This is a genomic window from Yersinia bercovieri ATCC 43970 (genome assembly GCF_013282745.1).
Classification (GTDB): domain Bacteria; phylum Pseudomonadota; class Gammaproteobacteria; order Enterobacterales; family Enterobacteriaceae; genus Yersinia; species Yersinia bercovieri.
Map to the genome: position 1 here is coordinate 3,234,380 of NZ_CP054044.1, position 22,053 is coordinate 3,256,432.

A 22,053-nucleotide genomic window follows, 5' to 3' on the forward strand; every position below is an offset into this window, starting at 1 on the left:
ACCGCGATAAAAATGATGCGCCAGTTTATCGCCAACTGGCGAAAGTAGGTAATAAGATTTTTATGACCAGAAATATTTAATAAGGCAATAGTGAGGGCTGATATATCATCTCAGTCCGCGGGGTTGCGGCGTGAAGCCTTTGGCAGTAAGGCTTCAGGCGACTCTCTATTAAATTGAGATGGCGTGAATAATAATGTTCACCCTAGAGATAATAGGGGTAAGTTCAAATTGAAAGTATACAAATAATGACTTAAGTGGGGAGGGTTAATTAATTTCAGTTCTGAATAATTAGATTTTAGACGTCATTTTACTTTAATTTCTTTCCATATCAGCAAGCAATGGCGTGACTAAGCGCGATCATCTATTTCACATAGTTACTCTGATTTTTTTACGACCCAAAAAATATCCGCCATGAAGCGCAGAAATGCTTGCATCGACAAGTGTTATCAGGATAATCCTGAATCCTTATAATAAGCATTCGCATTGCTAACGGATTTGCAAACTTCAGGGGCATCAACACAATGAATGAATCAATCTCCACCCGCGCGCATCAGAAACGGCTGGCACCGCGTCTTTTGTGCGTGATGATCGGGGCAGCACTTGGCACGTTATCGGCATCTACATGGGCGGCAACCACAGACAGCGCGGCTGACAGCGTTAAGAATACCAGTGCCGCAGCGGCGGATACGGCTAAGAGTGATGAGAGCAAAAAAACTGACACCATCACGGTCGTCGGGACGCAGGATACATTCCGCGCTGGCGGTAATGATTTAATCCCAACCTATCTGGATGGTCAGGTGGCGAATGGTGGCCGTATTGGCTTCCTCGGGCAGCAAGATGCCCGCAATGTGCCATTTAACGTCATCGGTTACACCTCGAAAATGATCGAAGATCAGCAGGCGGCGACAGTTGCGGACGTGGTTAGAAATGATGCTTCGGTGCAGAACGTGCGCGGTTATGGCAACCCATCACAAAATTACCGCATTCGTGGTTACAACCTCGATGGTGATGATATCTCATTTGGCGGCTTATTCGGTGTGTTACCACGTCAGATTGTCTCTACCAGCATGGTTGAGCGGGTAGAAGTATTTAAAGGGGCGAATGCCTTTATTAATGGTATTTCACCCAGTGGTAGTGGTGTTGGTGGGATGATTAATCTGGAACCTAAACGTGCCGGTGATACCCCATTGACTCGCGTCACTGTGGATTATGGTTCCTCGTCACAAGTGGGGGGGCCTTGGATGTGGGCCGTCGTTACGGTGATGATGATCAATTTGGTGTTCGGGTGAATGTATTGCACCGTGAAGGCGAAACCGCCATTAAAGATGAAAAAAATCGGTTGACCGCAGTGTCTACCGGCCTTGATTATCGCGGCGACCGCGCTCGTACCTCATTGGATGTGGGTTACCAAAAGCAAACTATTCATCATATGCGTACCGATGTTGCCATTGGTGGTGCAACGGTGATCCCAGAACCACCATCAACGACACTGAACTATGGGCAGTCTTGGGTTTATACCGATATGGAAACCACCTTCGGTATGCTGCGTAGCGAGTATGACGTCAGCCAAGACTGGACGGTTTACGGTTCTATCGGTGCCAGCCGTAATGAAGAAACTGGACAATACGGTTCGCCAGCCCTAACTAGTGCCAATAATGGCGATGCCAAAATTTCTCGTTTGTATGTCCCTTATGTGGCCGATTCTGTGGCGGGTCTGGGCGGAATACGCGGCCACTTTGATACCGGTTTTATCACTCATAAAGTGAACCTGGGTTATGCGGCTAACTATCGTACCGCTAAGTCAGCTTGGAATATGTCGAACTCAGAAAATACTAATATTTACAATCCCGGTGTGATTGGCTTCCCTCCAACGACTATGGGCAGTACTAATCAGGATCCAACCCTAAATAGCCAGGTACGGGCCTCGGGGCTTTCATTATCTGATACCTTATCGATGATGGATGACAAAGTATTGGTGATGCTGGGGGTACGTCGTCAGGAAGTGACCATCCGTAACTTTGACAGTGGTGTGCCTAATAGTGCGGGATCACTGGATGAAATGAAGGTCACGCCTATTTACGGCATCATGGTGAAGCCTTGGGAAAAAGTATCCCTGTATGCTAACCACATTGAAGCATTAGGGCCGGGCAAAGCTGCACCGTCGACCTATAGTAATGCGAGTGGTGTTACGACGCCTGTGGCTAATAAAGGTCAAATTCCGGGCATTATTCATTCAAAACAGAATGAAATCGGGGTGAAATTTGATAACCAGCGCTACGGCGGCACTTTGGCCCTGTTTGAGATCACCCGCCCAACGGGCAATGTTGATCCTGCAACCAATGTATATGGTTTCTATGGCGAACAACGTAACCGTGGTGTTGAACTGAATGTCTTTGGCGAGCCGGTGTTTGGTACTCGTCTGCTAGGGAGTGCCACTTGGTTGGATCCTAAGCTGACTAAAACACAAAACGGAGCAAACAATGGTAATGATGCCGTGGGTGTGGCCCGTTATCAGTTAGTGTTTGGCGGTGAGTATGATATTCCGGCAGTTGAAGGGCTGACTGCTACCGGTACAGTGGTGCGGTCAGGTTCTCAGTATGCTAACGAAGCCAACACCTTAAAACTGAAACCATGGACCCGCCTGGATCTGGGTGTGCGTTACACTATGCCAATGAAGGACACCAACCTGACCTGGCGTGCCAATGTTGAGAACGTGACCAACGAGCGCTACTGGGAATCGGTTGAAGATAGCGGCACTTACATCTATCAGGGTGATCCGCGCGCATTGAAACTCTCCGTCTCAATGGACTTCTGACCTGAGTTGATGCCCGTTTAGTTGACTGGCGTTGGTGAAATAAAAACCCCGCACCCTTTCCTTTATCAGGTCAGTTCAGTGCGGGGTCTTTTTTTGCTGCCAGCTTTATTTTAGGCTGAGAATAAAAGGGCGAACCCGGTTAAGCTAGCGCGTAAATATGCTCATACAGAATATTAAAGCCGATACCAATTAGCACTATCCCACCCATGATTTCAGCACGTTTACCCAATAGTGGGCCAATGTAGCGGCCAATCAGCATACCGAGGGTGGCCATGATCATGGTGGCTAACCCAATCGCCATGGCGGTGTGAACAATGTTCACTTGCAAGAGTGCCAGGCCGACACCAATTGCCATGGCATCAAGGCTGGTGGCAATGGCGGTCATCACCAGCACCCAAAAGCTGTGGCTGCGCATCTTTTCGGTCTCTTCAACTTGCTGTTTCGCGCCTTCAAATATCATGCGAGAGCCGAGAATAAACAGCAGGCTGAAAGCAATCCAGTGATCCCACTCGAGGATATATTGACTGGCGAACAGGCCGATGCACCAACCAATCAGCGGGGTAATAGCTTCGATCACGCCAAATATTAGGCCGGTACGCAGTGCTTCTCTAAAACGGGGTTTGTGCAGACTGGCGCCTTTACCAATAGATGCAGCAAATGCATCCATCGACATAGCAAAAGCAAGAATAAGTGTTGCAGATAGATTCATAGAAATAGACTCGGCCGGGCGGCTCCATATACACGTAACCCACCCCCAACCTAACGACGGAGCTACGTGTCTATGGTCTCGCCAACCTTATCTGGCTGCCCGCACCACGTTTCAATAGATGAAACGAGTATGTTGATACGAGCGTTTCTGTGTATCGAGCTATAAAAATAGAACGAATAGAAACCGGCTACTCCCCATGAACGGCGCAACCTTAACATATAAATTATTATATCGACAACCCTAAAAATAATATGGCAAACCACTGGAATTGATAATGATTTTCATTATCGGAGTTTTATTGGAAAATAGTCTATATAAGCATCAATGTTGATGTGGAAATAAGTCTGGAGGGGATTGGCTATTGCTGGGAAATTAATCTGTTGAGCAACAGTGAAATAGACTCACTTCCCAGTAGAATTGGCTTTATGATTGATTTTCAATGAAAAAATTATAGATCTTTTCTAAGTCATCTAATTGACTGACCTGGATTAGTAATCGGCGCTGCTCTAACTCAATGACTAAGATCCCATCTTCAGATAAATTCATACTTTTTATCCGGCTATATTCAATAAAAGCATTAGCGTAGAAGAAACCTGTATTTTTAAACAACAACTTGGGCCAGCGGATATAAGAGATATAAACCGCAATTAATGCTAATCCCACTAATAAATAGGTGGTTAACGGTGCCCCATTTGCCATGACATTGTTGTAAATGAGGATAGCAATCAGTCCGACAAAGATGGCGCAGTCGATTTTGCTTTTACGTTTGAGGTGAACTTGTAGCCGGGTTTTGCCTTTCATCATATTCATGATGAATTCATCATAGATGGCATAAGCAAGAAGTAGGGCAATAAAGACAACTAAAATGATATCGGTAACCGACATGCAACAACTCCTGAAATAAAAAACCGGGAGGTATCCCCCCGGTTTTAGCTCAATCTAACGACGCAATTATGGTGCCAGGAAGCCAATCCAGTAGCCGAAGATACCGATAGCGAAGAAGCCCATAATAATCCACAGTGCGTTAACTTTGCGGCGTAACAGCCACATACAACCGAAGGTTAACAGTAGCGGCACCAGGCCCGGCATCAACTGATCCAAGATGGTTTGCACCGTGGTGACGGTGGTCTCGCCATTCTGGTTGGTTATCTTGGAGACCACCACCGGTATGTTGACGTGCGTCCACTTGTTAACCAAGGCCCCCATCACAAACAGGCCGAGGATAGACGCCCCTTCCGTCAGTTTTTGTAGCAGGCCACCATCCATATCGCTGACGATATTGACGCCTTTTTTATAGCCGTAGGCCACACCATAGTAACGGGTCAGTAAGCGGACCAGGTTAAACAGCACAAAGAACAGTAGCGGACCAAGTAAGCTTCCGCTCATCGCGATACCCGCACCGAGAGCCGCCAATACCGGACGTACAGTACCCCAGAATATTGGGTCACCCACACCGGCCAGAGGCCCCATCAGACCAACTTTGATACCGTTAATGGCCGCGTCGTCAATCTCCGCACCATTGGCTTTCTGCTCTTCCATCGCCAGCGTAACACCCAGAATCGGGGCTGCAACGAAGGGTTGGGTGTTGAAGAACTCCAGGTGGCGTTTGATTGCCTGCTTACGCTCTTCCGAGTTCTCTGGATACAGGCGACGGATCGCTGGCACCATGGAGAAGCAGAAGCCTAGCGCCTGCATACGTTCGAAGTTCCACGACCCTTGGAAGAGGTTAGAGCGGATAAACACACCGCGGATGTCGGCGGGCGTGAGTTTCTTTTCGCCAGTTGTTGTTTTATCAACACTGGTTTTATCAAGCACAGTTGTTGTATCAACCATTTCTCTCACCTATTCCTAGTCTAATTCGTTATCAAGATCGTTATTGGCCGGGCCAGACTGTACAACCTGAGACTTGTTGTATTTCGGGCTGAGCTGGATATAAAGCAGGGCCATAACCACACCAATAACACCCAGAGCCACCAGGTTGAAGTTGGTAAATGCCGCAGTAACGAAACCTAAGTAGAAGAATGGCATCAGGTAGCCGGCACGCATCATGTTGATAACCATGGCGTAACCTACTACGACTATCATACCACCGGCGATATTCAGACCACTGGTAACCACATCAGGAATCGAGCTGAGCAGCATCTGAACTTCAGATGTTCCAACAGACAGGGCGACGATCAGGGCAGGGATAGCGATACGCATCGCCTGCAAGAACAGGGCAGAAATGTGAATCCAGGTGATTGCGCGTAGGCTGCCACGTTCGGCGGCACCATCGGCGGCGTGCTGGAAGGCCACCGTAATGGTACGAACGATAATGGTTAATACCTGACCGGCGGCGGCCAGTGGAATAGCCAGTGCGATACCCGCACCGATGTCTTGACCGCCGGCAATAACCAGAATGGTGGAAATGATTGATGCCAAAGCTGCATCAGGTGCCACTGCGGCCCCGATGTTCATCCAGCCGAGGGCGATCATCTCCAAAGTACCACCGATAATAATACCGGTTTTCATGTCACCCAGCACCAGACCGACTAAGGTACAAGCGACAAGGGGACGGTGGAATTGGAACTCATCCAGAATGGAACCCATCCCGGCGATACAGGCAACTATGAATATCAGCACAATCTGAAGAGTTGTGATCTCCATTGTACTTCTCCTATGACCAAAAAAGCTGAGTAAAAATAACCGTGCTCCAAAACAGAACAGGGCATAACCTTGCTACGTCGTTTTTAGTAAAGCTATTTATTAAGTTTGCTAATTAAATCCATCATTTTGAGCCGGCTATCCGAAGAGACTTTCCGAACTTCCAGTTCAATACCGCGCGCATTTAATTTATTAAAGGCTTCAATATCTTTTTCATCGACGGAGACCGCATTGTTCACCTGGGTTTTACCCTGACGGAATGCCATACCACCGATATTAACTGACTTAATGTCCACGCCAGCCTCAACTAAACGCACCACGTCAGTTGGGTTGGTAAATAACAGCATGACCCGATCTTTGGCATATTTCGGGTTGTTGTAGACGCGGATAGCTTTTTCGACATCAACCACGTGCGCAGTGACACCCGGAGGGGCAACCTGCTTGAGCAAGGTGCTACGCATTTTGTCAGCAGCCACTTCGTCACTGACCACAATAATGCGGCTTACGTTAGTTTCTTTGGTCCAGCGTGTGGCGACCTGACCATGGATTAAGCGATCATCAATACGCACCAGCCCGAACTTCATATGATCGTTCGGACCTAAAGCGACGGCCGGAGCCTTGGCTTTTGGCGCAGGAGTAGTTTGTGGTTTCTCCGGCTCTTTAGGCTGCGCTTTTAGCGCTCTAACACCCTCACGCCCGGTCTCCACTGCAATTGCAATCAATTCGGAAAATGATGGGTTATCATCACGAGCCATAAAGGTTTCAACCAGCATCGGAATATTAATCCCGGCGACGACCTCATAGTTCTCTTTATCGGTAGCAATGCGGCTGGCGGCATTAAACGGACTGCCACCCCAAGTATCAACCAGGAATACCACACCTTTGCTGGTATCTAGCCCGGTTAATTTACCGTTGTATTTCTCAATCAACGTTTCGGCATTCTCACCGGGGACGAAATCGATATAAGCGACATTACTCTGTTCGCCTATAAGCATTTCAGCTGTTTTCAGCAGTTGTTCTGCCGCAGCCCCATGTGTGCCAATGATAATAGCTATACTCACTCGCTACCCCCTCTGTTAACTCAGAATTGAGTTCTCGCACGTAACAGAAAAACCTGTATTCACCAACGCCACTTCGGTACACATTGAATCTATTATGATAGTCACAATATCTATTCACTGCTGGCGATTTATACGTTACGGCAATGAATCGATTCAGGTTGATACCACAATGTTGTTGGATGTGATTTATTTTAGTCAGTGAAAAAATAAATTATGTGACGGTGCTCAGTTATTGGGACATGTTATGAATGATTTAGCTTACTTGGATGATTATTAGACACATACATGAGCACTCTTGATGTGTTTGATCTGTAAAACATTCATCACAGTAGGGGGCTGATGTTTAAAATTTATGCGATTTGTATGAATATTGGCAGATAAGCCACATTGGGTTGCGGGGAAATCGCCGAGACGAAAAAGAGCGGGGCATAAAATGGGGGAATATAGCGGGTTAGAGAATAAATCCCCCTATGCTGATAAAAAGAATCCTGATAAAGTTAACGGCTCTTTTAATTGTCAGGAGTTAAGGGCCTCAGCTCTCCCTATGGACTGTCACCGAAGTTACTGTTTTATTAGCGTTAATACCCAGCCAGTGGGTCTAAATCTGGTTATCCCATCACGCACCCTTGCTGCGTATAATTTCACCCGATCCTTCTGCGTATCTATACTGACAACCGTACCGCGGCGTTTTGCTGCGTCTGTTGCCGGGCGCACATCATCTGGATCTTGTTCTTATTTTCGGAGTCTGACATGGAATTTCTAATGGACCCCTCAATTTGGGCAGGGTTACTGACGCTGGTAGTGTTGGAAATTGTTCTGGGTATTGATAACCTGGTATTTATTGCCATTTTGGCCGATAAACTTCCGCCTAAACAACGGGATAAGGCCAGAATCATCGGCCTGTCTCTGGCGCTGATTATGCGCCTGGGGCTGTTGTCGGTCATCTCCTGGATGGTCACGCTGACCACACCGCTCTTTAGTGTCGGCAGTTTTAACTTCTCAGGGCGAGACCTGATTTTGCTGGTGGGGGGGCTATTCCTGCTATTTAAAGCCACCACCGAGCTACATGAGCGGCTGGAGGGTAACCAGCACGATGACAGTGCCAATCGCGGTTATGCCAGCTTTTGGGCGGTCGTCGCGCAGATTGTGGTGCTCGATGCCGTCTTCTCACTGGACGCCGTAATTACGGCCGTGGGGATGGTTAACGACTTAGCCATCATGATGACAGCGGTCGTGATTGCGATGGGTGTGATGCTACTGGCATCAAAAACACTGACCCAGTTTGTCAACGCGCACCCGACGGTGGTGGTGCTCTGTCTCAGCTTCTTACTGATGATTGGCCTGAGCCTGATTGCTGAAGGCTTTGGTTTCCACATTCCGAAAGGTTACCTCTACGCGGCCATCGGCTTCTCTATCCTGATTGAGCTGTTTAATCAGATTGCGCGTCGTAATTTCATCAAACATGAGTCCCGCTTACCAAGACGCCAGCGCACCGCTGAAGCTATCATCCGCTTAATGGGCGGTCGTGAGCAGCAGGAGCCGCAAAATGGCGATTCGCAGCAGGCGATGCCGACCGAGGCCGCCTTTGCTGAGGAGGAGCGTTACATGATAAGCGGCGTGTTAACCCTGGCCTCCCGTTCAATGCGTAGTGTGATGACACCGCGCACTGAGATCTCATGGGTGGACTGTAATCGTTCACAAGCGGAGATCCGTGAGCAACTGCTCGATACGCCACACAGCCTATTTCCTGTGTGCCGCGACTCACTCGATCAGATAATCGGCGTAGTGCGCGCCAAAGATCTGTTAGTCGCCATCGAGCGCGGCGACTCAATTTGTGAGTTTGCTGCGGCAACGCCACCTATTGTGGTGCCTGATACCATGGATGTGATTAATCTGCTGGGTGTATTGCGCAAAGCAAAAGGCCGCTTAGTGGTGGTGAATGACGAATTTGGCGTCGTGCAGGGGCTGGTTACGCCGTTGGACGTGCTGGAAGCCATTGCCGGTGAATTCCCTGATGAAGATGAAACGCCGGACATTATAACTGATGGTGATAGCTGGCTGGTGAAAGGGGGGGCAGACTTGCACTCTCTGGAGCAGGCGCTGGATTGCCAGGAGCTGGTGAGCCCAACCGCTGATTATGCTTCACTTGCCGGTATGCTGCTTTCTCACTCAGGCCATATGCCAACGGTGGGCGATGTGGTTGAGCTGCATAATCTGCGCTTTGAGATTATGGCTGTGTCAGATTACCGCATCGAACTGGTTCGCATTACCAAGCTGAATAGTGAGTTGGAAGAGTAAAAGTGACTGACGGCGTTAAATGCTAACAGGGGAGCTTCGGCTCCCCTTACTGATCTGGCAGGCTATCAATTAACGAAATTAATTACACTGCACTTTAATTGCCAAACCACCACGGGACGTTTCGCGGTATTTAGCATTCATATCTTTGCCGGTCTCAAACATGGTTTCGATCACTTTATCCAGTGAGACGCGCGGCTCACTGGTACGGCGCATCGCCATACGTGCCGAGTTAATCGCTTTTACCGAGGCGATCGCATTACGTTCAATACAAGGCACTTGTACCTGCCCGGCCACGGGATCACAAGTCAGCCCCAAATTGTGCTCCATGCCAATCTCAGCGGCGATACAGACCTGAATCGGGCTGGCACCCAGTAACTCGGCCAAACCAGCGGCGGCCATGGAGCAGGCAACCCCCACTTCGCCCTGACAACCCACTTCAGCCCCAGAAATAGAGGCGTTCATCTTATACAAAATCCCGACAGCGCCAGAGGAGAGGAAGTAGCGGATAAAGATTTCAGGGGTAACCGGCTCGATAAAGTGATCGTAATAGGCCAGTACTGCCGGGACGATACCACACGCGCCGTTCGTCGGGGCGGTGACGACACGACCCCCGGCCGCATTCTCTTCGTTAACCGCCAGTGCGTACATATTGACCCAGTCAATGACGTTCATTGGGTCATGGGAGAGTTTATCGGAGGAGACTAGCAAGCGACGCAACGCAGCAGCACGGCGTGGTACACGCAGTGGGCCGGGTAACACGCCCTCGGTATTTAGGCCACGATCGATACAGGCCCGCATGGTCTGCCAGATGGCGGTGAAATAAGCGTCAATCTCCTCTTTACTGTGCATCGCTAGCTCATTTTGCATCACCATCCCGGAGATGGACATGCCGGTTTGTTCGCAGTTAGCCAGAATTTCTTCCGCAGAATTAAACGGATAGGGCACGCTAACGGCATTGACCACCGCTTTACCAAAGTGCTCTTCATCAACGATAAAACCACCGCCGATGGAGTAGTAGGTTTTGCTCAGGATTTTCTCATCACCGGCAAAGGCGTGAATTTGCATCCCATTTTCGTGTAGCGGCAGATTATCACTACGGAACACCATTCCGCCCTCACGAGGGAAGTCCACTTCATGCAAGCCATTGGCCAACATCAGTTTTTGGCGTAATTCCACATCACGAATAAAGGCAGGAATACCATCGATATCCACGGTGTCAGGCATATTGCCCGCCAACCCCATAATAATCGCGATATCAGTGTGGTGACCTTTACCGGTCAGTGACAAGGAGCCGTAAACATCCACGGCGACACGCGTGACAGATGGCATCAGCCCTTGAGTCACCAGCAAATCAGCAAATTCCTTGCCAGCTTTCATTGGCCCAACGGTATGGGAGCTGGATGGACCGATACCAATCTTGAACATATCAAAAACGCTAATCACGCTAAAACTCCTTCACAACGCATCTTGTTATTCTATCGCATAGGGCAGCTAAGAATATCTGTATTAAGTATAAACGTTCTGTGGCTGGCGGCAGATAACTTCGCATCAAATACCGAGGTGAGGTCATGGTGATATCAGTCATGCCATCACAGAGCGCTGTTAATTTGGGTACTACTGGTGTCGGCGGTATCAAGTTGATACCGCAACAGTTACCTATCACTATTCGCAACAGCGTAGGGTGATATCGGCTTTTTTACTCTCAGCTTTTAACCTTATATATTTAGTGGTTTATTTTGATGAAAGATATTTTACAGATATTTCATAACGCTGACAGGCAAGTTTACAGTTTTTTTAAAAAGGATGTGCAGGGAAAATAGAGTAAAAATCGATGTGATGGGGTGATAGGGATCGCTTTATGCTGTATTTCAGTTTTATAAAGGGAAACGTTGTGAAGCGGATCACCCAGTATCCATGCCTGGAGTATGGGATTAGATTAAATACTCACCTGTTGTGCCAATCGGCGGATAATCGCCGCTGTCAGCCCCCAAACAAACTGGCGCTCATACCAAGATAGATAGACCCGGTGATTGATTCCACCGCGATGGATATCCAGTGAATAGTAGCGGGAGAGACTCAGCGCCTCGTGTAACGGCATTTCAAATAGCCCCGCGACCTCATCTTCATTGCCATGAAAAGCAATATTGTCGGGGACTAAACCGACAATCGGCGTGACCTGATAGCCGCTGGAGCTATCCAGTGGGGCCAGTTGCCCTAGGACATGCACTGCGCTGGCAGGGATCGCGACCTCCTCCTCAGCTTCCCGCAGGGCGGTCTCAATCAGTGAACTATCTGTTGGATCGGCTTTGCCGCCGGGGAAGGCGACCTGACCGGCATGCTTACGCAAATGAGTTGATCGCCGGGTTAATAGCAACGTAGGTTCTGGCCGACAAATTATCGGAATTAATACCGCCGCATGGCGACTATTAGCAGAGAAACAGCCCGGCTGCGGCAGCTGTAATTGGAAGCGGCTGATAAATTCAGGCAGTGTTTTTCCGATCAGCGATCTATTTACACCATTCACCCACAAGTCACTCACGGAGTCTCTCACTCATCAGTTATCCCTGCTTAAAAACGAGACATTTTCAAGTTGTGGCAAAATGCGGGCGATTTTATCAAATGTCTCCTGATATTCAGCCTGCTCCTGACTATCGGCCACAATACCACCGCCAGCAGAGCAGTAAATTTTGCCGTTTTCAGTCAATAGGGTGCGGATAGTGATGTTGGTGTCCATTGTGCCACAGCAACTAATATAGCCAATGTTACCGCAGTAAGCATTGCGCCGATGCGGCTCCAACTGCTCGATAATTTCCATCGCCCGGATTTTGGGGGCGCCGGTTATCGAACCACCGGGGAAACAGGCGCGGAGCAGTGCCGTCGCTGGGCACTCTGCGGGTAGGGTGGCGGTAATGGTGCTGACCAAATGGTGCACCGCCGGAAAGGGTTCAACCACGAATAATTCAGGCACCCGCACGCTGCCCGGTTGAGCCACTCGGCCGATATCGTTGCGTAGCAGATCGACAATCATCAGATTTTCCGCCTGATCTTTGCTGGAGTTCGCCAGCCGTGCCGCTTGTAAGCTGTCCTGTTCGGGGTCTGCCAGCCGTGGCAGTGTGCCCTTGATTGGGCGCGTCTGGATCTGCTGGTTTTCCAGCCATATGAAGCGCTCAGGTGAGACGCTCAGTATCGCGTTGCCGGGCAGACGTATAAAGGCGGAAAAAGGCGCGCGATTACTGCGGCTTAAAGCGAGAAAGGCCTGCCACTCATCGCCCTGATAGTCAGCGCTAAATCTTTGCGCCAGATTGATCTGATAGCAGTCGCCGCTGTGTAGATAGGCCTGAATCTGGCGGAACTTTTCGCCATACTGTTGGCGCGACATATTGGCCTGCCATGGGCTGGTGAGTGCAAATGGTGTGACAGTGTCACGCGTCTTTTGCTGTTGCAGCCACTGTAGGCGCGGCCCGGCATCACCATGGCAAATCAGAGTCAGCTGCTGCAACTGGTGATCGGCAATCAGTGCCCAGTCATACAAGCCAACGGCCATATCGGGTAAGGTGATATCTGGCTCGGCCAGTGTGGGGATTTTCTCAATTCGGCGGCCCAGATCATAACCAAATAGCCCCAATGCGCCGCCCAAAAATGGCAGGTCGGGATGTGGTGATATGGGTGGCGCGAATTTATCCAACTCTTGCTGCAATAAAGAGAATGGGTCTGCGGATGAGACTATTGACCCCTGAGCACGGGCAATTTCAGTCTGTTCCCCTCGTGTCGTGAGCGTGACCAATGGGTCGGCGACCAAAATATCAAAACGATTATGGGCGTGCTCGGCGAATCCGGAGTGCAACAGCATGGCCCAGGCCTGATGGGCAAGTGGCGTAAATTGCTGGAGCAGGGCGTTAGGCTGATAGGGCAATGCTGTGAAGGTCAGGGGTTTTACACTCATGTGTCGCGACTCTTTTCTTTCGGCTGGAGAGGGGGCTGGTGAACATTGGGCCGTGGAGGAGATTAGCATAAATCACCGGCGGGTTGGCGTCACTTCTGCATAGAGCAGCCAATTCACCGTAGAGTAGAATAAACAGGTATACTTGAACAATTATATCCAGGAGATAAATCAATGCTAGCGGGTATGCCTTCACTCTCCCATGAGGAGCAGCAAGAAGCTGTTGAACGTATTCATCAATTCATGTCGGAAGGTATGAGCAGTGGTGAGGCGATTGCGTTGGTCGCCGCAGAGATCCGTGAGCGGCATCAGGATGATCCACAGGCCATGGCTATCTTTGAAGACACTGACTTCGATGAGCACGAGGAGTCTGATTATCGCCGTGATAATGAGCCAGATGCGGATGAGATCGAAGATCACTATGAGGGGTAGTTGCCGATTAAGCCGCAAAACCCGCCATTAATGGCGGGTTTTTATTGGGATAATGGTTACTGCCCACTTACCACGACAGCTGCCGCCGCCCGCTTCGCCACCGCAATGGCGGTGCTAATATCATCAGCAACTGCCAGCGCCACGCCTAAGCGCCGCTTACCGGCAATTTCCGGCTTACCGAATAAGCGAATTTGCGTATCACCCGTCAGCGCGGTTTCCAGCCCGTGGTAATGGATATTTTGGCTGGTTAATTCAGGCAAAATAACGGCTGATGCAGCCGCGCCATATTGGCGGATAGTGCCAATTGGCAGCCCAAGAAATGCGCGAACATGTAACGCGAATTCAGACATATTTTGCGAAATCAGGGTCACCATACCGGTATCATGTGGGCGTGGTGAGACTTCGCTGAAAATAACCTCATCGCCACACACAAACAACTCGACACCAAATAGCCCGTGACCGCTCAATGCCGTGACCACCTGCGAGGCTATCTCTTGCGCCCGCGCTAATGCCACCGCGCTCATCGCCTGTGGTTGCCAGGATTCACGGTAATCGCCATCTTCCTGACGGTGACCAATAGGTGCGCAGAAATGAGTGCCATCAACAGCGCTGATGGTCAGCAGGGTAATTTCAAAATCAAAGTTTACCAGCCCCTCGACAATCACCCGCCCGCCGCCCGCACGGCCACCCAGTTGGGCGTAATCCCACGCCGCCTTAAGCTGCTCTTCATGGCGGATCAGACTCTGCCCTTTACCGGAAGAACTCATCACCGGCTTCACAATGCACGGATAGCCAATGTCACTCACCGCCTGGCGAAATGCGCTCTCGGTATCAGCGAAACGGTAGCTGGAGGTGGGTAATTGTAACGTTTCAGCTGCCAGACGGCGAATCCCTTCACGGTTCATCGTTAGGCGGGTCGCTTCGGCACAGGGCACCACCCGTTGCCCCATCTTCTCTAATTCAACCAGCATATCGGTGGCGATAGCTTCAATCTCCGGCACGATATAGTGAGGTTTTTCCTGCTCAACTAACTGCTTTAGCGCCGCACCATCCAGCATGTTAATCACATGGCTACGATGGGCGACATGCATCGCAGGCGCATCTGCGTAGCGATCAACAGCAATCACTTCCAGCCCCAGTCGCTGGCACTCAATCGCCACCTCTTTGCCCAACTCGCCAGAGCCTAGCAGCATGACACGGGTAGCGCCTGGGCGCAGTGCGGTTCCAATTGTTAGCATAGTGAGATACCTAATCTGTGTGAGATGACACATTCATTCGACGTGCAATTAATTTTATGGGCGTCAGTATAGAGTAAAACAGCAACGAAAACGATTGCGTATCCAGCCGAACAGCGGGTGTTGGCGCATTTATTCCGTGAATTTTTGCGGAAATAATATCCCACTAATGAGTCCTGGCAGGATGAATGTGCGGCTTGTGGGGCTGCAGCAGGGCTATTTTGCGCCAGCTTTACACTATTGTTCCGGCGATGGCCCCATTTCTGGTATTATCGCGCCAAAATATTGCGCTTGCCTTCAGGCCATCGCTGCCATTCCATCCAGTTATAAGAGTTATTGCCGTGAGCACAACTTCCTTCTCTTCCCTGACACTGCCTGCTGAGCAGTTGTCCAATCTTAATGAACTTGGCTATACCGAAATGACACCGGTACAAGCCGCAGCGCTGCCGGCAATCCTCAACGGGCAGGATGTCCGGGCGAAGGCCAAAACCGGTAGCGGTAAAACCGCGGCATTCGGCATTGGTTTGCTAGACAAAATTGCGGTGGGTGAGTTTGTGACTCAAGCACTGGTGCTGTGTCCGACCCGCGAATTGGCCGATCAGGTCAGCAAAGAGCTGCGCCGCCTGGCCCGTTTCACTCAGAACATCAAAATCCTGACCTTGTGTGGTGGTCAGCCAATGGGCCATCAACTGGATTCTCTGGTACATGCGCCACATATCGTGGTGGGTACGCCGGGGCGCATTCAGGAACATTTACGCAAAAAAACGCTGGTTCTTGATGATCTCAAAATTCTAGTTTTGGATGAAGCTGATCGCATGTTGGATATGGGTTTCACCGATGCCATTGACGATGTGATTGCTTACACCCCGCCACAGCGCCAAACACTGCTGTTCTCCGCCACTTATCCGGCTGGAATTGAACAAATTAGTGCGCGGGTGCAGCGCCAGCCGGTCAATGTTGAAGTGGATGATGGGGATGAGGCGCCCGCCATCGAGCAGCTGTTCTTTGAAACCACTCGCGAAAAACGGTTACCGCTGCTGATCTCGGTACTTAGCCACTATCAGCCGGCATCTGCGGTGGTATTTTGTAACACCAAAAAAGATTGCCAAAGCGTCTATGAGGCCTTGGAGTCCCGTGGCATCAGTGTGCTGGCGTTGCACGGTGACTTAGAGCAACGTGACCGTGATCAGGTGTTGGTCCGCTTTGCTAATCGTAGCTGCCGCGTACTGGTGGCAACAGATGTTGCCGCCCGGGGTCTGGATATTAAAGACCTGGAGCTGGTGGTTAACTTTGAACTGGCGTTTGATCCCGAAGTTCACGTACACCGCATTGGTCGTACCGGGCGGGCAGGGATGAGTGGTCTTGCCGTCAGCCTGTGTACGCCGCAAGAGATGACCCGCGCCCACGCGATTGAGGATTATCTGCAAATTAAGCTGAAATGGACGCCAGCAGATCAGTTGAGCCGCAGTGCTAACACCATGCTGGAGCCAGAAATGGTGACCTTATGCATCGACGGTGGGCGCAAAGCAAAAATTCGGCCCGGCGACATTCTGGGTGCATTAACCGGTGATGCCGGTTTAACTGCGGCGGATGTGGGTAAAATCGACATGTTCCCTGTTCATGCTTATGTTGCCATCCGCAAGGCCAGCGCTAAACGCGCCTTACAGCAGCTGCAACAGGGCAAGATTAAAGGCAAAAACTGCAAAGCCCGGTTATTAAAATAATCACAGTGGGGCGATGGAGGTTGCATCCCCCCGATAAATCACATTATACTGTGTTTATGTACAGTTATCTGTAAGCAAAAAGGACATTTATTCATGGCCGTTGAAATAAAATTCGTCGTGGTAAGACAGGGTGAGGAAAAAATGACTTTCACAACCAAAAAAGAAGCCGATGCCTACGATAAAATGCTGGATTTGGCGGACAACTTATCTGAATGGTTGTCACAAGCGCCGCTATCGCTCGAAGAAGAGCAGCGCGAAGTGCTGAGTTTCTTCCTGGCAGAAAATAAAGATGCATTGGGGCAAATTCTCCGCGGTATCAGCCCTGCGGCCCCTGCCGATGGGCAACCAAAAGCCAAGTCTGAAAAAAGTGTGACCGAGAAAAAAGCCAAACCTGAAGAAAATCAAGCTGCTTAATCTGCTAACTACCGGCAGAAAGTGGAAAAGGGATCTAAAATGAATCGTGAAATCACCTTCTTTGGTCGCTTTGAGGCGGATATTCTGGCGGATCGCAAAACGATCACTATCCGGGATAGCAGTGAATCCGATTTTCGCCCAGGGGAGACCCTGCGCGTATGTCGTAATGAAGATGGCGTTTTTTTCTGCCACATCAAGGTAAAGTCGGTCACGCCAGTCACACTGGATGCCCTGACAGAACGCCATGCTGAGCAAGAAAATATGTCATTAGATGAGCTGAAAAAGGTGATTAAGGCGATCTATCCGGGCCTGGAACAGTTTTACCTGATTGAGTTTACTCGCTGTTAATTACGCAACGCTAACACGTTGATGCTGCAATATTGTTCACTCTGTAACCTACATCTCAATCATCGTTCCGGCCAGCGGATGGCAATAATAATATGCGGAGGAACGATGAGAAAGAGAGGACTCTCCTTGATATTGGTTGCCATATCGGCAGCTATCACTGGTAGTGTGCAGGCCCAAGAGCCGCGAGTAGCGAAAGTGCCTACTTGTATCGGTTTAAATCAATCTCAAGTCGCAACTCAGGTCAAACGAGATTTTCTGCAAAATCGAATCACTCGCTGGGAGAGAGACAAAAAGCTGTTGGGCACAGATAAACCAGTCGTTTGGATCAGTGCCGTCGATATCAGCGGTAAGGATGATGTCTGGCTAGTTCCATTGGTCGCACGTGGTAATAAGGGCGATAAAACCTATCAAGTGGTGTTGGACTGTAAGGCAGGCAGCATAACCTATACCCTGCGTCCTTGAAGCCGCAATACCAAAATTAAGCTAATCATGCCCAAGCAGGTGCTGGTGCTAATATACCAGCACCTGCTTATCACCTTGTTAATCATTGCATTAGCCCATTCTGACTGAATTATCTGCAACTGCTGCTGCTTGGCAGCCGCAGGTAATCGTGTCACTCTCGTGTTAACGAACACAGATGGATAACTCAACTAATGACCACACCTCCAAAGGCAGATAAACGCCCTTATCCGATCACTATGCACGGCGATACCCGTGTAGATGATTACTATTGGCTACGTGATGATGAGCGCACAGATGCTGATGTTCTGAACTATCTGCAAGCTGAAAATGCCTTCACTGAGGCAGTGTTGAAACCGCAGCAACCGCTGCGCGAAGCCTTGTATCAAGAGATGGTCTCCCGTATTCCGCCGCAAGAAGAGTCTGTCCCCTATATTCGTAACGGCTATCGTTATCAGACCCGTTTTGAGCCGGGAAATGAGTACGCAATTTATGTGCGTCAACCGGTCTGGGCTGATAGCACTTGGGAAACCTTATTGGATGGCAACCAGCGTGCTGCGGAGCGTGAGTTTTATACTTTAGGCGGGTTGGATGTCAGTCCAGATAATCAACGACTGGCGGTTGCCGAGGATTTCTTATCGCGTCGGCAATATGATATCCGGGTAAAGCAGTTACAAACGGATCTCTGGCACGAGGAGGTTATTAGCAATACCTCGGGGAGTTTTGAGTGGGCCAATGACTCAAAAACGCTCTATTACGTGCGCAAACATGAAAAAACGTTATTGCCCTATCAGGTCTACCGCCATGTGGTGGGCACTGACCCTAAAGAGGATCAACTGATTTATCAGGAGGCTGACGACACCTTCTATGTCGGTCTGGAAAAAACCACCTCTGAGCGCTATATCGTTATTCACCTAAGCAGCACTACAACCTCTGAAATTCTACTGCTGGATGCCGATCAGTCTGAGCCGGTGCCGCAGCTGTTTGCTCCGCGTCGTAAAGACCATGAATATGGTTTGGATCACTATAAGCAGCATTTCTACATCCGCTCAAATAAAGAGATGTATTCAAGCAAAGACGGCAAGAATTTTGGGCTGTACAAAATTGCCGAAGCAGGGAAAACGCCGAGTGATCTTGCTGATGAATCCCAGTGGCAGCCACTTATTGCGCCAAGAATGGAGGTCATGCTGGAGGGGTTCAGCTTATTCCGCGACTGGCTGGTGGTGGAGGAGCGTAGTGAAGGGTTAACACATCTGCGGCAAATCCACTGGGTAACTGGTGAAGAGAAAGCCATTACTTTTGATGACCCTACCTATGTTACCTGGCTGGCGTATAACCCTGAACCAGAAACGGAACTGCTGCGCTATGGTTATTCATCCATGACCACGCCAAGCTCCATGTTTGAGCTGAATATGGATACCGGTGCACGTCAGTTGCTCAAACAGCAGGAAGTGAAGAATTTCACGCCAGAAAAGTATCGCAGTGAGCGAATTTGGGTCACAGCAGCCGACGGCGTCAAAATCCCGGTCTCGCTGGTTTATCACCGCGACCATTTTGTGTCGGGCGCTAACCCGCTGTTGGTCTATGGCTACGGCTCATATGGTAGCAGCATGGATCCTGCATTCAGTGGCAGCCGTTTAAGTTTGTTGGACCGTGGTTTTGTCTTCGCACTGGCGCATATTCGTGGTGGTGGCGAGTTGGGCCAACAATGGTATGAAGATGGCAAGTTACTCAATAAGTTAAATACATTTAACGATTTTATTGATGTCACTAAAACGTTGGTTGCTGAAGGTTATGGCGATGCCAATCGTGTCTTTGCCATGGGGGGCAGTGCCGGTGGTTTGCTGATGGGGGCGGTAATCAATCAAGCGCCTGAATTATATAAAGGTGTCGTAGCGCAGGTGCCCTTTGTGGATGTGGTCACCACCATGTTGGATGAATCAATTCCGCTGACCACCGGCGAATATGATGAGTGGGGCAATCCAAACGATAAGGCGTATTACGACTACATCAAGCAATATAGCCCATACGATCAGGTTAAAGCCCAAGCTTACCCGCACATGTTGGTCACAACCGGTCTGCATGATTCACAGGTTCAATATTGGGAACCGGCAAAATGGGTCGCCAAACTGCGTGAAATGAAGACGGATGATCACCTATTGCTGCTGCACACTGATATGGATTCCGGCCATGGCGGCAAATCAGGGCGTTTCAAAGCTTATGAGGATATCGCTTTGGAGTACGCATTCATTCTAGCCCTGGCTTAATATTGCTATGAGTATTACGTCAGGTAATGCGTCAGGGTATGGCGCATATCTGGCGTAAGATCACTGATTGAGGCTAACATCCAGCGCAGATAGTCGGGATCTTGTCGGGCTATCATCAACCAAATCAATAGAGGCGACCTCGGCAATACCGCCTTCTAAGCCGCAAGTTTCAGTATCGATCACACGAAAATAGATGCCTGCCCTCCCATGTTTATTCATGATGATTAGCAACAAAAAACCCGCCTTTCGGGGCGGGTTGACTAACGAGACGAAAAGTCCGTTATTCTGCGCTGGAAGAAGATGACTTCTTAGCGCGTTTGTCAGCTTTTTTCTCAGCTGGCGTTTTTAGTGGCTTTTTCTTCGCGTTCTTTTTGCTGTCCATTCCCTTACTCATGGCTTGCCTCTCTTTACCTTCGGTTAGGTTGGTACGCCCACCTATTAACCACCTTATGAGGAGCAGTTGCAAGGGGATAAAGCATCACCGAGATTAATACATTGTTTAACAAGAACATTATTAAATCTTAATCTCTCTTGTTACTGTTTAATACGCGCCCGATTGTGATTTTACACCGCATAATTTGCTGAGATATGGCGTAATTATCGCCAGTTGACAGAATTAATGGGCTGATTGGCGTAAATGTGATGTTTTATCGTTGACCCTGCGTGCGGTATAGGCTTTGATAACTTTAATGTCTAATAACAAACATGGAAAAATAATGGAACAATTACGTGGGCTTTATCCAGCGTATGAACCCTACGACAGTGGTTTATTAGACACCGGCGATGGGCATCAGATTTACTGGGAACTCTGTGGTAACCCCGATGGCAAACCGGCGGTATTTATCCATGGCGGTCCAGGTGGGGGCATTGCCCCTTACCATCGGCAACTTTTTAATCCGACGAAATATAAAGTTCTGCTGTTTGATCAACGTGGATGTGGGCGCTCAAAACCCCATGCCAGTCTGGAGAACAACACGACCTGGCACTTAGTCGAAGATATCGAACGGCTACGTAAAATGGCGGGTGTTGATAAATGGCTGCTATTTGGCGGTTCGTGGGGCTCAACACTCGCGCTAGCTTATGGTGAAACGCATCCTGATCGGGTCAGTGAGATGGTTTTACGTGGGATTTTCACCCTGCGGAAAAAAGAGCTGCATTGGTACTATCAGGAGGGAGCTTCGCGTTTCTTCCCTGATAAGTGGCAACGCATATTGTCAATTTTATCGCCAGAAGAGCAGGGCGATGTGACCGCGGCTTACCGCAAACGGCTGACATCCACTGATAAGGCGGTACAGTTGGAGGCGGCAAAAATCTGGAGCCTCTGGGAGGGTGAAACGGTCACATTATTGCCGACCAAAAGTTCCGCCTCCTTTGGTGAAGATGATTTTGCTTTGGCCTTTGCCCGCATTGAAAATCACTATTTCACCCACTTAGGTTTTTTAGACGATGATAACCAACTGCTGGATAACGTGACGCGTATTCGCCATATCCCTGCTGTTATTATTCATGGCCGATATGATATGGCTTGCCAGCCACAGAATGCGTGGGACTTAGCGCAAGCCTGGCCAGAAGCTGAACTGCATATTGTTGAAGGTGCCGGGCACTCCTTTGATGAACCGGGGATTTTGCATCAGTTGATTCTGGCAACAGACAAGTTTGCCCGCAAACTCTAATTATCTGCTCGACGCACTCCCGCAGATTCAGCTCT

General features: G+C 49.5%; 17 protein-coding genes, 3 pseudogenes and 1 riboswitch. Of the genes and pseudogenes, 9 read left to right on the forward strand and 11 right to left on the reverse strand.

Features of this window, described 5'->3' with window-relative positions; genetic code table 11:
• Window positions 1-521: 521 nt before the first annotated feature.
• Window positions 522-2,815, forward strand: a pseudogene (locus tag HRK25_RS14615) (TonB-dependent receptor).
• 139 nt (window positions 2,816-2,954) lie between these two features.
• Here the strand turns inward: HRK25_RS14615 and mntP are convergent.
• From mntP to manX, 5 genes are all read right to left on the reverse strand, one after another.
• Complete coding sequence (gene mntP / locus HRK25_RS14620; protein ID WP_005272514.1) at window positions 2,955-3,524, reverse strand: manganese efflux pump MntP; 570 nt, start codon at window positions 3,522-3,524, stop codon at window positions 2,955-2,957.
• A gap of 6 nt (window positions 3,525-3,530) precedes the next feature.
• A riboswitch (yybP-ykoY riboswitch) is annotated at window positions 3,531-3,732 on the reverse strand.
• 215 nt (window positions 3,733-3,947) lie between these two features.
• Window positions 3,948-4,409, reverse strand: a complete 462-nt coding sequence (locus tag HRK25_RS14625; protein ID WP_005272513.1) for a DUF986 family protein — start codon at window positions 4,407-4,409, stop codon at window positions 3,948-3,950.
• A 66-nt stretch (window positions 4,410-4,475) separates the two neighbouring features.
• Window positions 4,476-5,357 (reverse strand): PTS mannose transporter subunit IID, encoded by an 882-nt coding sequence (locus tag HRK25_RS14630; RefSeq protein ID WP_005272512.1) that lies wholly within the window; start codon window positions 5,355-5,357, stop codon window positions 4,476-4,478.
• A gap of 15 nt (window positions 5,358-5,372) precedes the next feature.
• A complete protein-coding gene (locus HRK25_RS14635; protein WP_032814988.1) occupies window positions 5,373-6,170 on the reverse strand; it encodes a PTS mannose/fructose/sorbose transporter subunit IIC in 798 nt (265 codons plus the stop codon).
• A gap of 92 nt (window positions 6,171-6,262) precedes the next feature.
• Complete coding sequence (gene manX, locus HRK25_RS14640) at window positions 6,263-7,228, reverse strand: PTS mannose transporter subunit IIAB (RefSeq protein ID WP_005272510.1); 966 nt, start codon at window positions 7,226-7,228, stop codon at window positions 6,263-6,265.
• A 750-nt stretch (window positions 7,229-7,978) separates the two neighbouring features.
• On the opposite strand from manX, the gene HRK25_RS14645 reads away from it, so the two are divergent.
• The gene (locus HRK25_RS14645) at window positions 7,979-9,526 is read left to right on the forward strand and encodes a TerC family protein (protein WP_032897043.1); all 1,548 of its coding nucleotides are present in this window, start codon (window positions 7,979-7,981) and stop codon (window positions 9,524-9,526) included.
• A 78-nt stretch (window positions 9,527-9,604) separates the two neighbouring features.
• On the opposite strand, the gene HRK25_RS14650 is transcribed toward HRK25_RS14645, so the two are convergent.
• From HRK25_RS14650 to pabB, 3 genes are all read right to left on the reverse strand, one after another.
• On the reverse strand, window positions 9,605-10,969 hold the full coding sequence (locus tag HRK25_RS14650) for an L-serine ammonia-lyase (protein ID WP_005272507.1): 1,365 nt from the start codon (window positions 10,967-10,969) through the stop codon (window positions 9,605-9,607).
• A 493-nt stretch (window positions 10,970-11,462) separates the two neighbouring features.
• On the reverse strand, window positions 11,463-12,077 hold the full coding sequence (locus HRK25_RS14655) for a CoA pyrophosphatase (protein ID WP_050413678.1): 615 nt from the start codon (window positions 12,075-12,077) through the stop codon (window positions 11,463-11,465).
• 3 nt (window positions 12,078-12,080) lie between these two features.
• Window positions 12,081-13,469: an aminodeoxychorismate synthase component 1 gene (pabB, locus tag HRK25_RS14660; RefSeq protein WP_005272499.1), complete on the reverse strand. Its 1,389-nt coding sequence runs from the start codon at window positions 13,467-13,469 to the stop codon at window positions 12,081-12,083.
• Window positions 13,470-13,640: 171 nt separating this feature from the next.
• Between pabB and HRK25_RS14665 the strand changes: the two genes are divergently transcribed.
• Entirely contained in the window at window positions 13,641-13,898 is a 258-nt protein-coding gene (locus tag HRK25_RS14665) for a YoaH family protein (protein ID WP_005272498.1), read from the forward strand.
• A 56-nt stretch (window positions 13,899-13,954) separates the two neighbouring features.
• Here the strand turns inward: HRK25_RS14665 and purT are convergent, their stop codons facing one another.
• Window positions 13,955-15,136, reverse strand: coding sequence for a formate-dependent phosphoribosylglycinamide formyltransferase (gene purT, locus HRK25_RS14670; RefSeq protein ID WP_005272496.1), 1,182 nt, complete (start codon window positions 15,134-15,136; stop codon window positions 13,955-13,957).
• 338 nt (window positions 15,137-15,474) lie between these two features.
• On the opposite strand from purT, the gene dbpA reads away from it, so the two are divergent.
• From dbpA to HRK25_RS14695, 5 genes are all read left to right on the forward strand, one after another.
• Window positions 15,475-16,857, forward strand: a complete 1,383-nt coding sequence (gene dbpA, locus HRK25_RS14675; RefSeq protein ID WP_032897065.1) for an ATP-dependent RNA helicase DbpA — start codon at window positions 15,475-15,477, stop codon at window positions 16,855-16,857.
• A gap of 93 nt (window positions 16,858-16,950) precedes the next feature.
• Window positions 16,951-17,271 (forward strand): YebG family protein, encoded by a 321-nt coding sequence (locus HRK25_RS14680; RefSeq protein ID WP_005272491.1) that lies wholly within the window; start codon window positions 16,951-16,953, stop codon window positions 17,269-17,271.
• Window positions 17,272-17,310: 39 nt separating this feature from the next.
• Entirely contained in the window at window positions 17,311-17,619 is a 309-nt protein-coding gene (gene yqfB, locus HRK25_RS14685) for a N(4)-acetylcytidine aminohydrolase (protein ID WP_005272488.1), read from the forward strand.
• A gap of 105 nt (window positions 17,620-17,724) precedes the next feature.
• Window positions 17,725-18,081 carry a protein YebF gene (yebF, locus tag HRK25_RS14690; protein ID WP_032897040.1) on the forward strand — a complete coding sequence of 119 codons (357 nt, stop codon included), beginning with the start codon at window positions 17,725-17,727 and terminating at the stop codon, window positions 18,079-18,081.
• A gap of 191 nt (window positions 18,082-18,272) precedes the next feature.
• Window positions 18,273-20,345, forward strand: coding sequence for a S9 family peptidase (locus HRK25_RS14695; protein WP_032897038.1), 2,073 nt, complete (start codon window positions 18,273-18,275; stop codon window positions 20,343-20,345).
• Window positions 20,346-20,359: 14 nt separating this feature from the next.
• On the opposite strand, the pseudogene HRK25_RS14700 reads toward HRK25_RS14695, so the two are convergent.
• Window positions 20,360-20,458: pseudogene (locus HRK25_RS14700) on the reverse strand (exodeoxyribonuclease X); the annotation flags it as partial.
• 1 nt (window position 20,459) lies between these two features.
• Window positions 20,460-20,540 (reverse strand): annotated as a pseudogene (locus HRK25_RS20465) (exodeoxyribonuclease X); the annotation flags it as partial.
• A 521-nt stretch (window positions 20,541-21,061) separates the two neighbouring features.
• Between HRK25_RS20465 and pip the strand changes: the two are divergent.
• Window positions 21,062-22,018 (forward strand): prolyl aminopeptidase, encoded by a 957-nt coding sequence (gene pip / locus HRK25_RS14705; RefSeq protein ID WP_032897036.1) that lies wholly within the window; start codon window positions 21,062-21,064, stop codon window positions 22,016-22,018.
• Window positions 22,019-22,053 lie beyond the last annotated feature (35 nt).